The organism is Enterococcus sp. AZ011, from assembly GCF_050548355.1.
Taxonomy (GTDB): Bacteria; Bacillota; Bacilli; order Lactobacillales; family Enterococcaceae; genus Enterococcus; species Enterococcus faecalis.
This window is the reverse complement of the sequence record NZ_CP172959.1, coordinates 63,774-76,710: the sequence shown is the minus strand read 5'-3', so window position 1 is coordinate 76,710 and position 12,937 is coordinate 63,774. Positions and strand designations below refer to the sequence as shown.

The window sequence follows — 12,937 nt, the reverse complement described above, 5'->3', positions numbered from 1 at the left end:
TTCCTCCTAGTTTCTTCTATTATTGCTTTATTTTTAATAAAATAATAACCCATTATTGAACACGAGGTGCCGTGTTTTCTTTGACTTTTGTCTTGCCTTTAGTTACCGCATGTTTGGCTTTGTTGGTTTGTTTTGACATAAAACTACCTGTCGCTTCAGCGGCGTTGCCAAGTTTATCTTGGACCGTTTCACTTTCTTCTTGGTACTCTGCTTGTGTTTTGATATCTACTACGTTGACATTGACTTCGATTACTTCCAAGTGAGTCATTTGTTGGACTTCACGAGTAATAACCTCTTTCATTTGATCATAAATGGTCTCGATATCTTTCCCATATTCGGCTACAATGTCCATATCCACTGCGACTTGTTTTTTGCCGACCTCGGTGTGAATGCCTGTTGTAACATCTTCACTGTTAATCATTTTATCTCGTAAATTCGAGAAAAAACCACCGTCCACAGTTAACAAACCGTCGACTTCTTCCAAAGCAATGCCAATAATTTTTTGGATTACTTTATCCTCAAACGTCAACTCACCTTTAACAATCGATACATTTGCATTTTCCATAGCCAAAACCTCCTATTTATGATGAAAATAATTTTTGACAATGCCTGTCTGTTCCAAATACAAACCTAGCCAAATACCTAGTCCTGTCAGGAGTACTACTAACAATGTTTTAAAGAAGCCGATTGACAGAAACAAGATTGCAAAAACCAAACCGACTAGGCCACCAATTAACGGAACGGCATATTGTTTTATCCATTCAACCATTGTACATCCCTCCTACTCCACACGTGCTTGTGTTTGCTGTTGTTGTGGTCGTTTCATTGATTGAATATCTTCAAAATGAACATCAATCGTAATCTTGTGACCAGTTCCCACCAAACGAGCAAGCCGTTCTTCCATTGTTTTTGACCAAGCTTCTGTTTGTCCAATTAAATCCGCCGTTCGTTTCAGTGTGCCTTTAACATTGACCTTAATGCGTCGTTTTGTCGCCTTTACACGAATGGTTGGTGCTACCAGAAAGTCACTGTCTTGCAAGCTAGAGCGTACAAATCCTTCGATGGCTTTACGGTGTAACACTAACTTTCCTTGCTCTTCTTTTAATTCAAACGTGCCTTTTCTTCTTGGGAATAAAAGAATGAATAAAAATAGAAAGAGCATAATTCCTAGTAAAACCAGCGCTACCCAAAAGATTGCTTGACGTGCGTACTCGTTGTCTTGCAAGAACCATTGGACATTATCTGGTGGTTGCCAAGCTGTATCGGCTGACCAAGTGGTGATGGCCACCGCGCCAAATAATGCCATTAAAATCAGTGAACCTAGAAGCAAAAGTATTTTAACAACTTTATTCACGGAACATCCCTCCTAAAGATTAATTGCTTCTCCACCAGTTACGCCATAAACTTGAGCCGTAACATAACTTGCATCATTGGACGCCAAGAAAACATAAACAGGGGCTAATTCAGCAGGCTGACCCGCACGTTCCAGTAAAGAATGTTGCCCAAATTCTGGCAACTCTTCAATTGGTTGTCCATGATCTAACTGTAACGGTGTCCAGATTGGTCCTGGAGCCACGCCATTTACCCGAATGCCTTTTGGTGCCAGTTGTTTTGCTAAACCAACGGTAAAGTTGGCAATTGATGCCTTCGTTGCTGCATAATCCAACAAATGCTCACTGGGATTAAAGGCTTGGACGGAAGTCGTTGTCACAATACTACTTCCGGCAGGCAAGTGAGGCACTGCTGCTTTGACAATGCCAAACATCGCAATAATATTGACATGGAAAGTGTCTATCACTTGTTCCATTGGTAATTCTTCAATAGCGGCACAGGAAATTTGTTGGGCTGCATTTAAAACGAGGGTATCCAAGCCGCCTAATGCTTCATGAGCTTGTGCAACCAATTTTTCAGGTGCTTGTTTATCTCTTAAATCTGCTGGCAAAAGAAAGACTTTTCGGCCAGCTTCTCGTATATAGTGCGCCACTTCTTCGGCGTCTTTTTCTTCACCTGGGAAAAAATGTAAGGCAATATCTGCACCTTCGCGAGCAAAAGCAATCGCCGCCGCTCGTCCAATCCCAGAATCACCGCCTGTAATTAATACCCGACGATTTTCTAATTTGTGATTTCCGACATAGCTGTCTTCCCCACAATCTGGTTTAGGAACCATTTTGTCCTGTAATGCGGGAGTTTCTTGATCTTGTTGCGGAAATCCATCACTATAAAATAACTTTCTTGGGTCTTTTAAGTTTGGTTCTGTCATGAAATCTCCTCCCTTTCTACTATTACCTTAATACAATTTTTTCTTTTTGAAAAATATTTGAGCACATAAAATAAAAAAAATATTTTTAATACTCATTAAGCGAAATTTTTGGCAAAATTATCTAAAAGCTGATTTTATTTTTCAAAATAGCGTTTAATTGACCTTTTTTATCAACATTTGTTATTGACATATGATGTCCAATTCGCTTAAATAAGAAGGAAGCCCAACAGGCAAAAACAAAAATATTTAGAGATAATTGAGGAGTTACCGCCAATGAGAAATGTTTTACAAGACTACTTAGATGAACATTCTTTTCGAGTCGTTGTAAAAAAGAAGAAAAATTATTTAACTTATGAAGGACTGCAAGATCGTTATGCCTATATTTTAAAAAGTGGCATCATCAAAACTAGCGTTATTTCCAAAGATGGTCGTGAATTTAATTTACGTTATATCAACAATTTGGAAATTGTTTCATTGCTACGTGATGAATATTCAGAATTTATTGATGCACCTTTTAATATTCGCATCGAATCTCCACAAGCAGAACTTTACCAAATCGACCGTGTTCAATTTTGGCGGGATATCAATAATAGTAAAGACTTGCAAATGTATGTCAAAGAATACTATCGGGACCGTTTAATGCATTCCATGAAAAAGATGCAGCAAATGTTGATGAATGGCAAATTTGGGGCCGTTTGTACACAAATCTATGAAATGTACGATTCATTTGGCGTAGAAACAGAGGAAGGTATTTTAATTGATTTCGTGGTGACCAATGAAGAAATTGCGCATTTTTGTGGGATAACTTCTGCTAGTAGCGTTAACCGGATGATGCAGCAACTAAAAGAGTTAGGGGCAATTGAACTACGTAACCGCAAAATTTTGATTAAAGATTTAGATATGATTAGAGATAACATTATTGTTTAACATCAGCACCCCCCGCAAGTTTGACCTTGCGGGGGTGCTTTTTATTTTTCAGTGACAATATTCAATGGAAACTGACCTTTTTCTAAATTAAATGTCCGACCAGCCGTCAGCTGAAGCATTTCTTTTTTCATGCCTTCCGCCAAACGTACATCGCCAAAGCTTTCAATCATATCAATAACGGCGATTACTTCTTTATAATATCTCATTTTGCCAGTGTACAGATAATACGTAAGGTTTTTTAAGTAACGTAAGTTAAAATGAATATAGTAGATTTCAGCAGGAATCGTGGTAACACTCACTAGCGCTAAATATTCCCGAGCTTTCGCATAATTTTTCTTATAAAGTTCCCCAGTAATGATATTTAGGTAAAAACCATAGGCAACATTTAGTGTTTGGGTATCACGTAATTCAGCATCTTTGACAGGAAACATCTGCTCAAGAATCTGAAGGACTTCATTTTCAGAAAACAAGGCGGCAGGATTAGTCACCATTTGATAATCGTAGTATGTATAGTAGCTTTTGCTAGAGATAAGCGCGAGAATTACCATTCGATCGGTTTCATCAAATTCTGGAATTTCCTCCCAATCATTACTAAACGTTAATTTAATATCTGTGTAAATAGACATTTCCAACGCATTTTTATGAGGATTGCGCTCTAATTGATAAAAATAATGAATCAGATTCTTTTTTTCACTTGTATTGTTCAACCCCATTTGACAACATTCAATTTGATGTTTGACTTCTGAAGAAGCCATGATTCTCGTATCAGATACCATAAAAAAAAATTCATTAAAAGTAATCCCCAATGACTGTAATGCCGTCATTAAATCCTCGTAACTTAGCTTGGCTTCACCAATTTCGATTCTTCGATAGGTTTGTTTCCCCTTTTTTGGCAAAACATCTTTCTGAGCAATTTTTTTCTTTTTTCTAAAATATTTTAGAGCACCTAGAACATCCATAATATCCCCCTTTTATAACAAAAATAATATTAAATATTATTTTTTTATTAACTTAAAGATCCAACAATACCTGTACAAATTAAACAAAATCAGCGAAAACATTAATAAATATTTCAAAATATTCATTTTTATTATTTCCGTAATTATAATATTGTAATATTTTGATAATCACAAAAACTTATATACTTAACTTCCCTTGAAAAAACCAAAAGAAATGTTCTATAATAGAAGTCAATATAACTAACAGAGCAGGAGGTTTTGCATATGTTTGGTTTTGATATCAGCTTATTCCTTATTACACTATTCCGTTAAACCCACTCTTCACTAACCATTGTACAATCAATTTCATTGAATATCTATTTCATTTTTATTAAATAACATTTTTAATAAAAGTACATATCGTTTATTTTTAGATATTTTATTTAATTATATGGAATATATTTATTTAAACAAATAAATTACATTTAATTAAATCAGAGGGAAACAGATTGTAGCAAGTGAAGAAAAAAAAACAGCTCTTGAGAGATATTTTCTCAAGAGCTGTTTTTCTATTTTATTTCAAAAGCGGTTTGCGTTGTGGGGTTATTACTTAATAAGGTGTTTTTATACAGTAAATAGTACGCTGCCGCTGACCAACTAAAGTTTTTCGTACTTAGGCCCTTCCCTGTCAGTGGATCATAATTTTCATGAATAGGGCCTTCTCCCATCAATCCTTCGGCATGTAAGAAGAGTTCTTGTGTCATTTCTTTTGCTTCTTTTGTATAGTCATAGTTTTGAAGAGCTTCTACACCAAACAAGGCTTGATCAAGCCAAACTGGTCCCCGCCAATATTTCGTTGCAGCAAATTTTTCATTGTCTTTGGATGCCGTTGGGAATGGCATAAAGGTATTAAACATTTCTTGATTCATCATGTTTTTCTTAACTGCCGCCGCCTGTTCTTTGGTCGCTACTTTTGCCCAGAGCGGCAACCAGCCTTCTGTTCCTTTGCCACGATTGACTAACAATTTTGTTTTCGAGCCGTCTTCATTTATTTGTAAGTCATAGAAGAAGCCTGTTTTTTCATCAAACATATTTTCTTGAATATATTTTTTTAGTTTCTTCGCTTCTTTTTGATAGTTCTTATAGTCCTCTTTTTTGCCTAGTTCTTCTGCTATCGAAGCTAAATAGCCCTTTTCAGCGTAGAGATACGCATTCAAATCCACTGATTCTTGATTAATCGAATACCCCACTACTTTTCCTTTATTTTTGTTTTCAAAAACTTTAACTCCATCATCGCCTTTGCCCACACCTTCTTTGTCAAACCGTGTAGCGTTATCCATGCCACTTTCCCATGCGGCTGCTTCAATAACAGCATCATCGTCCACTTTAGGTTGGCCATTTTTATCTTTAATGATTTGATCCTTGTCGTCTTTTTGCCAGTGAGCATCACTGACCATGCTTCCATATTCTGCTATCCCATTTTTATTGTGGTCTCTGTTGGTATACCACCAATTATGATAAGCCACAAGTTTGGGATACATTTCTTTTAAAAATTCCTTATCTTTTGTTTCTTGATAAATATGCCAAACTGCCCATGCAGCCAATGGTGGTTTAGAATTTCGTTCATTCCAGTTGCCACCTTCACCACCACGCGCACTGTCTTGATTGTAAAAGACAGCATCAATGATCGCTCCTGCATCTTGTGGACGTACGGTATCATCTTTTTGAATTTGATAATCAAACAAGGCCCGCATATTATTTTTAGCTAACTCAGGATTAAAATCAGCCGTTGCTACATCCGCTTTCCACGAATCCCAAGCCCACATACCAATAAACCATTTATAAGACATGGACGGAACAATCCCGTCATGCTTAAAGGCACCTGCCGCACTTCGCCAATTGGTATTAATCGTTTCAATCGATTTGACTAGCGCATTTTGATATTCAGGAAATTCTGCTGTTTTCTTTTGATCAAACGTTTTATCTAGGTATCCTTGCCATCTTTGCTTGTTCTCTTTGAAATAGCGCGCCGCATTTTTGGTATATTCGGGTGCTTGTTGTTGTTCCTTTGCCTCTTCTTCTTTTGTAAAAGTATAGCTTTCTGTCGTATAGGTGTTGTACGTTTGTTTAGGCTTCAATTCAATTGGTTCAGCGGTCGCTGTATAATTCCGATTATCAATTTTTGTTGAAACTTTATCCGCATGATGAATCGTATATTTTGTGTCTTTCGTAGCAAAATAATTCCACGTTTCTCTGACTTCGCCAAAATTCACTTGAATGTCATTGTCTTTAGCAGTTAAACGAGTGCCAATATCTAAGGTTTCCGTTCCCTCTTGAATTTTGTCAAAGACCGCACCTGTCCAGCTTGCTTCAAGTGACAAGGGCTCTTCACCAGTGTTTTCAAGTGTCGTTTGGATAAGCGCCGTTCGATTGCTGACAAAAATTAAAGCTAAATGAATCATTAGATCGTCTAATTCATAGGTTTGCTCTAGGCGCCCAGGATAATAAGACAGGTCCATGCGGTTGCTTTGGCTTAAATCATAGGTTTCTCCCGTTTTTTTATTTTTGACCGTTAATTTGTTTAAACTTGCCGCCAAGTTTACTGGATATTCTTCCGCAATAATCAATGGCCCCGCAAAACCACCCAGTAGCTCTTTATTGCTTTTTTCAGGTAAATAGTAGCCATGCCATGCACCTAAATCAGAAAAATTATTAAAATAATTGGTATCGTATACGCCATTCGTCCGTTCGGTTGGTGATGCACTCACATCTAAAACATTTGCAAATTCATCAACTTTTGTTCTTTCAACACTTGCTTGCACTTCCCCGCTTAACGCAAAACAGCTGACTACGGTGATTCCTAACGCTAACCAAGTAGACACCCGTTTCTTTTTTGATAAACCCTTCATAAAACCCCTCCTATAAAAATGATAGCGCTTTATACACTGATTTATTATCAGCAAGGACTATGCCAAATGGAGTGTATCCCTTTTTATTATTGAAAGATTCAACTTTCTCTAGAAAAAAAGCGACCGTATCGAAGTGTATTGATCAAAAAATAACGAGTGTATCGATAGTGTATTTAGTTTATGCTTGATTCTGTTTTATTTTCGTAGCTTCCACAAATTTTTCAGTAATTTTTTGCGGTCGTGTAATAACAGATCCCACCACCACGCTATAAGCACCTAGCTCCAGAACACGTTGGACTTTTGCTGGCGTATCAATCATTCCTTCTGCAATGATTGGTGTAGTAAAATGCTTCTTTGCTTCTCTTAACAGTTCAAAATCATTTTGTTCAATCCGCTGATTTTCACTTTGCGGCGTATAGCCGACTAACGTTGTGCCAATATAATCAAAACCTAACTCCGCCGCTTCAATCATCTCTTCCAGCGTGGAACAATCTGCCATCCATTCTTGGTTAGGATACTTTTCTTTTATTCTTTTGAAAAATGTGGCTAACGTTTCGCCATTTGGTCGTTTTGAATGGGTTGCATCGAGAGCGATAATTTCTGGCTGAACAGCCATTAATTCATCTATCTCACGCATAGTTGCGGTAATATATACTTCTGCGTCAGGATAATCTCGTTTAATAATCCCAATGATTGGTAAATCAACCTCTTTCCGGATTGCTCGAATGTCTACCACAGAATTTGCTCGAATACCTTTAGCCCCTCCTTGTTTAGCGGCCAAAGCCATCTTGGACATGATAAAAGAACTATGCAACGGTTCGTCTGCCAACGCTTGGCAAGAAACAATTAATGCCCCTTTGATTTCTTTATTCAACATTGATCCCTCCAATTTAAAAGCGATTACAAACACAGTATAACTACAACAGCTGAAATATGCCACTCTTCTAAATAAGAACAAACGTTTCACGTGAAACAAAAGAAAGCAAGCGGTTAAGGCTTGCTTTCTTTTGACTTATTTTTAATTTTTACGACCCTCTAAATAATCATACCCAAAATGTGCATACGCAAATGGCGTTGCAATTCGTCCTCGCGGTGTTCGTTTAATGAAACCTTTTTGAATAAGATAGGGTTCATACATATCTTCCACCGTTTCGGTTTCTTCACCGATGTTTACAGACAAGGTACTTAAACCAACCGGACCGCCGCCGTATAAATCAATCATTGTTTTCAACAATTTTTGATCGACATAGTCCAAGCCTTGATGGTCCACTTGCAGTAAGGTTAACGCTTTGTCTGCAATCGCTCGGTCGATTTTGCCATCTGATTGGACTTGGGCAAAATCACGGACACGTTTTAACAAACGGTTAGCAATTCGGGGGGTTCCTCTTGAGCGGCGCGCAATTTCAAAGGCACCTTCCTCAAAAATCTCCGTTTGAAAAATATCCGCGGAACGGAGAACGATTTCTTTTAAATCCTGCTCTTGATAATACTCCATGTGAGAAATAATCCCAAAACGATCTCGTAATGGTGCTGAAAGCATCCCTGCCCGTGTGGTAGCGCCCACTAAAGTAAAAGGCGGTAATGGAAAATGAACGGGATGTGCCGTGGTTCCTTGACCAACCATGATATCAATGTAAAAATCTTCCATTGCGGAATACAGCATTTCTTCCACAACTCGCGGCAAACGATGAATTTCATCGATAAATAACACATCACCAGGCTCTAATTCGTTCAAAATAGCGACTAAATCTCCCGCCCGTTCGATGGCTGGTCCACTTGTGGTACGAATGTTCACATTCATTTCATTGGCGATGACCATCGCCATTGTCGTTTTCCCTAAACCTGGCGGACCATAAAGAAGGGTATGATCCAACGCTTCATTCCGATTTTTCGCCGCTTCAATATAAATCGTTAGTTCTTGTTTTACTTTGTCTTGACCAATATATTGTGCTAAAAATTGTGGACGTAACGATTTTTCAATTGAAGCTTCTGCTTCTTGACTTGCAGCTGAAAGCAACCGTTCTTCTTCTGTCATCGTTATTCCTCCTTAGCGTTTCATCATGAATTTTAACGCATTGCTCAAATAAACATCTGTCGTTGTCTCACCTAACGCTTCCAATTGCTTAGTGATACGCTTAATCTCTCGGTCACTGTAGCCTAGGGCACTTAATGCTTCTAACGCTTCTGCCAATGCTTGATTGCTTGTTGTCACCGCTTCGGTTGCGGTCATGGCAGCCACCGCTGCTTCGGAAGACTCTAATTCGCCTAGTTTTCCTTTTAAATCTAAAATCATTTGTTGGGCTGTTTTCTTGCCAACACCTGGGAACTTCGTTAAATATGTAACATCTTCCCCTTCAATTGCATTGATTAAACCACCATGATCAGCCACAGAAGCCATGATAGCTAAACCACTTTTAGGGCCAATTCCAGAGACACTGATTAATTTTAAGAACAATTGTTTTTCTTCTAAACTGCCAAAACCAAATAATAGCTGTGCATCTTCCCGCACGACTTGGTGAAGATATAGTTTAATGTCCGTATCCATTTTTCCTGAATAGCGGTACGGGTTATCGACTGAAATCTGATAGCCAATGCCATTTGTTTCAACGACAATATAGTATGGGCTAACAAACGTTACTTTTCCAATAATATATTCGTACATGTTGTCACCTTTCCAATTGCTGATTGCGTACATATGTTCCATTTTAACACAAAGCATCAAAAAGCCATAGCGGAGAATTTTTTATCATCGACCTTGGCTACATCTATTTGTTACTTTTCGCTCACTAGGGAATTAAAAAGTGCGTACTGTTTTTTTTGACATGCTTGCGTGATAATAGCGGTAGCTTCAAAAAAATAACTAAAAAGGAGACTACATACATGAAATTAAGTATCTTAGATCAATTAACGGTTCCTAAAAATCAATCAGCAAGCGACACATTACAAGAAGCCAAAGAGCTCGCTCAATTAGCGGAAAAACTTGGTTACACAAGAATTTGGTATGCCGAACATCACGGTTCAGACGCCTTTGCCAGTGCAACGCCAGAAATTTTAGTTGCACATATTGCTAGTGCCACCGAAAAAATTCGTGTTGGCGCGGGTGGCATCATGACCATGCATTATGCGCCATTTAAAGTCGCAGAAACGTTTAAAACGTTAGCAGCTTTATATCCTGATCGAATCGATTTAGGCATGGGCCGCTCGCCTGGTGGCAGCCCTTTAACTACGTTGGCATTAAATAATGGTCAGCCACCACAGCTAGACCAATTTGATAAATTACCTGAAATTTTACTCTTTTTAAGAGAGGAATTTCCTGAAGATCATTTATATTCTAAAATTTCAGCTGTTCCGCGGGAAGTTCTATTACCACAACCCTGGTTACTAGGTGCTAGCAAAGAAAGCGCACGTTCAGCTGGTGAATATGGCATTAATTTTTCCTTTGCGCAGTTTATTCATGGACATTTGCCCAAAGAAGTATTGTCCGCATATTACAAGCATTTCCGACCAGTAACTGAACAGCAAGAGCCGCAAGTGAGCGCTGCGTATTTCACTTTCGCCGCCGACACGAAAAAAGAAGCAGAATACCATGCGGCTAGTTTCGAGCATTATATCTTTGCCACCGAACATGGGCTTCCAAATAAATTTTTATCGCCAGAAGAAGCCCTAGCTTTCCCTTACAGTGAAATGGACAAACTGGTTTTAGAACAAAATAAACAACGCTTTGTCATTGGCAGTAGCCAAGAAGTTGCGGAGTTTTTCCACCAACAAGAAGAACTAGGGTTGACAGAAGCGATGCTAATCACCCCAGGTTATGACAAACAAACGCGCTTTCAATCGTTTGAACGCCTAGCAAAAGAATTATTATAGAAAGGAAATGAGAAATGTTAGATGTTTTAAAAAGAATTAATACGCTTGCACAAAAAGAGCGTGAACAAGGCTTAACATCTGAAGAACAAGCTCTTCGTGTCGATTTGCGACAAGAATATTTGCGGACCATTCGTGAACAATTCAATAAAACATTAATGGGCGTCACTATTTATGATCCTACTGGTGAAGATGTAACCCCAGAAAAATTAAAAGAAGAACAGCAGAAATATTTTGATTAAAAGAGACACAGAACAGTCGATTTGACTATTCTGTGTCTCTTTTTAACTACTCTTCTGTTACATATGTCCACTTATAATCATATTGTGCGCCAGCACCATGGGCAACGACGCCTTTCACTTCTTTACTGCGTAGATGGGCAGTCGCCTTTTGATAAAGTGGTGCTAAAGCGGTCTCTTCACCAATCAATAACTTCTCAGCCTTAACCATATCTTCCCAACGTTTTTCAGGATCTGAAGCATCTCTTGTGGCTGAAGCCTCGATCAACTCATCGTAGGCTTTACTTGAAAAACGCCCGCGATTATAGTTATTACCAGTAACAAAAAGGTCTAAGAAACTACTTGGATCTGCGTAATCCGCAGCCCAACCACCTAAGATTGTCTCAAAATCGCCGCGACTACCTCGATCAATTCGAACTGAAAACGGCACTGGGCTCACTGTTACATCAATGCCCTCTAAAGTATCCTTTAACGTACCTTGAATATATTCCGCTAACTTTTTCGTAGAATCGACATCATCGGCAACAATATCCATTTTGAGTGTTGTTATGCCCAATTCTTTCTTCGCTTTTGCCCAATATTCTTTTGCTTTTTCTGGGCTATATTCAACAATTTTTTTATTTTCATCAGCAAAATCTTTGTCATCTGTCGGCGAATACGACATCCCTTCTGGAATTAAGCCGGTAGCGACTACTGAGCCGTCGCCTAAAATTTTATCTACTAATGCGTTGCGATCAATCGCTGCTGAAATTGCTTTGCGTAAATTCACATTATTATACGGTGAATTTTTATCTCGCTGATTAAATTCCAAATAGCTGGTTCGTGCTTCTTTTTCGATAACCAATTCTGGATCCTTCGCCATTTGCTGGGCCAATTCGCCACTTAAAATAACATCATCTGCTTGGCCATCTTGGAATAAGTTCAAGGCAGTTGGTGCCTCCTTAACAACATCAAAATTGATTTTATCTAATTTGACATTGTCTTTATCCCAATAGTTTTCATTTTTTTCCAAAGTCCAATTGGTATCTGAGCCAGCCCCTTCAAAGTTAGCTAAGACAAACGGACCATTATAGACTGCTTTTTCACTGGAAGCAGCGTAATCTTTGCCATATTTCTCTACGGTTGCTTGATGTTGCGGGAAAAATAGTGGAAAGGCCAGTAAATAATCAAAATATGGTGTTGGTTTTGCCAGTTTAATTTCTAGCTCGTAATCTCCGTTTGCTTTAATGCCTAATTCAGAAACTGGTTTCTTACCAGCTACAATGTCTGCACCGTTTTCAATCATTTCTAGAAAATAAGCATACTCAGCGCCAGTCTGAGGATCTGCTGTACGTTGCCAACTAAAAACATAATCGGCAGCTGTGACAGGATCACCATTGGACCATTTTGCTTCTTCTCTTAGTTTCACTGTGTACGTCAAACCATCATCACTGACTTGCACTTTTTCTTTAGCCCCTGCTGGTTGCGGCTTGCTTTTATCATCTAAACGATAAATTCCTTCATACGCATTATTCAGTGCCGTAAAACTAATTGTATCTGTTCCTAAAGATAAATCTGCAGAAGGCATTTCTTGTTGAACTACTACTTTAAATTCTTGTTTAGCGGCAGTTTTCTCTGATCCGCCCTTTGCTTTTTCGGCGCCAGCTCCCCCATCACCACCACAAGCAGCTAAAACTAACAGCGTTGTTAAACTTAACCCGATAAGTCCTTTTATACGTTTACTTTTCATGCCTTTCTCCCTTCACAGAAAAAACTCTTCATTTTTTAATTTTTAGAATATTCTTATAATACTAAAATTAA

The 12,937-nt window shown here is 38.4% G+C and carries 13 protein-coding genes; 3 read left to right on the top strand and 10 right to left on the bottom strand.

Annotation, left to right across the window (positions count from 1 at the left end):
- Nucleotides 1-52 precede the first annotated feature (52 nt).
- From IGL36_RS00330 to IGL36_RS00315, 4 genes are read right to left on the bottom strand one after another with little or no spacing between them, the layout of a single operon-like run.
- Nucleotides 53-565 (bottom strand): Asp23/Gls24 family envelope stress response protein, encoded by a 513-nt coding sequence (locus tag IGL36_RS00330; protein ID WP_002383483.1) that lies wholly within the window; start codon nucleotides 563-565, stop codon nucleotides 53-55.
- Nucleotides 566-577: 12 nt separating this feature from the next.
- Nucleotides 578-769 carry a DUF2273 domain-containing protein gene (locus tag IGL36_RS00325; RefSeq protein ID WP_002356087.1) on the bottom strand — a complete coding sequence of 64 codons (192 nt, stop codon included), beginning with the start codon at nucleotides 767-769 and terminating at the stop codon, nucleotides 578-580.
- Nucleotides 770-781: 12 nt separating this feature from the next.
- Nucleotides 782-1,354, bottom strand: coding sequence for an alkaline shock response membrane anchor protein AmaP (gene amaP / locus IGL36_RS00320; protein ID WP_002397701.1), 573 nt, complete (start codon nucleotides 1,352-1,354; stop codon nucleotides 782-784).
- A gap of 12 nt (nucleotides 1,355-1,366) precedes the next feature.
- Complete coding sequence (locus tag IGL36_RS00315) at nucleotides 1,367-2,260, bottom strand: SDR family oxidoreductase (protein ID WP_002368606.1); 894 nt, start codon at nucleotides 2,258-2,260, stop codon at nucleotides 1,367-1,369.
- A gap of 273 nt (nucleotides 2,261-2,533) precedes the next feature.
- Here IGL36_RS00315 and IGL36_RS00310 point away from each other — a divergent pair, with 273 nt between their 5' ends.
- Complete coding sequence (locus tag IGL36_RS00310) at nucleotides 2,534-3,187, top strand: Crp/Fnr family transcriptional regulator (protein ID WP_002356081.1); 654 nt, start codon at nucleotides 2,534-2,536, stop codon at nucleotides 3,185-3,187.
- A 41-nt stretch (nucleotides 3,188-3,228) separates the two neighbouring features.
- Here the strand turns inward: IGL36_RS00310 and IGL36_RS00305 are convergent, their stop codons facing one another.
- From IGL36_RS00305 to ruvA, 5 genes are all read right to left on the bottom strand, one after another.
- Nucleotides 3,229-4,146 carry a helix-turn-helix domain-containing protein gene (locus IGL36_RS00305; protein ID WP_002367583.1) on the bottom strand — a complete coding sequence of 306 codons (918 nt, stop codon included), beginning with the start codon at nucleotides 4,144-4,146 and terminating at the stop codon, nucleotides 3,229-3,231.
- Nucleotides 4,147-4,694: 548 nt separating this feature from the next.
- Complete coding sequence (ygjK, locus tag IGL36_RS00300) at nucleotides 4,695-7,034, bottom strand: alpha-glucosidase (protein ID WP_002397702.1); 2,340 nt, start codon at nucleotides 7,032-7,034, stop codon at nucleotides 4,695-4,697.
- A gap of 178 nt (nucleotides 7,035-7,212) precedes the next feature.
- Nucleotides 7,213-7,911: an N-acetylmannosamine-6-phosphate 2-epimerase gene (locus IGL36_RS00295; RefSeq protein ID WP_002364575.1), complete on the bottom strand. Its 699-nt coding sequence runs from the start codon at nucleotides 7,909-7,911 to the stop codon at nucleotides 7,213-7,215.
- A gap of 141 nt (nucleotides 7,912-8,052) precedes the next feature.
- Complete coding sequence (gene ruvB / locus IGL36_RS00290; RefSeq protein ID WP_002381340.1) at nucleotides 8,053-9,069, bottom strand: Holliday junction branch migration DNA helicase RuvB; 1,017 nt, start codon at nucleotides 9,067-9,069, stop codon at nucleotides 8,053-8,055.
- Between the two features lie 12 nt (nucleotides 9,070-9,081).
- Nucleotides 9,082-9,696, bottom strand: coding sequence for a Holliday junction branch migration protein RuvA (gene ruvA / locus IGL36_RS00285; RefSeq protein ID WP_002359241.1), 615 nt, complete (start codon nucleotides 9,694-9,696; stop codon nucleotides 9,082-9,084).
- 218 nt (nucleotides 9,697-9,914) lie between these two features.
- Here ruvA and IGL36_RS00280 point away from each other — a divergent pair, with 218 nt between their 5' ends.
- Nucleotides 9,915-10,901, top strand: a complete 987-nt coding sequence (locus IGL36_RS00280; RefSeq protein WP_078122543.1) for an LLM class flavin-dependent oxidoreductase — start codon at nucleotides 9,915-9,917, stop codon at nucleotides 10,899-10,901.
- Between the two features lie 14 nt (nucleotides 10,902-10,915).
- The gene (locus IGL36_RS00275; protein WP_002386409.1) at nucleotides 10,916-11,140 is read left to right on the top strand and encodes a DUF896 domain-containing protein; all 225 of its coding nucleotides are present in this window, start codon (nucleotides 10,916-10,918) and stop codon (nucleotides 11,138-11,140) included.
- A gap of 46 nt (nucleotides 11,141-11,186) precedes the next feature.
- Here the strand turns inward: IGL36_RS00275 and IGL36_RS00270 are convergent, their stop codons facing one another.
- Complete coding sequence (locus IGL36_RS00270; protein ID WP_002361487.1) at nucleotides 11,187-12,866, bottom strand: peptide ABC transporter substrate-binding protein; 1,680 nt, start codon at nucleotides 12,864-12,866, stop codon at nucleotides 11,187-11,189.
- Nucleotides 12,867-12,937 lie beyond the last annotated feature (71 nt).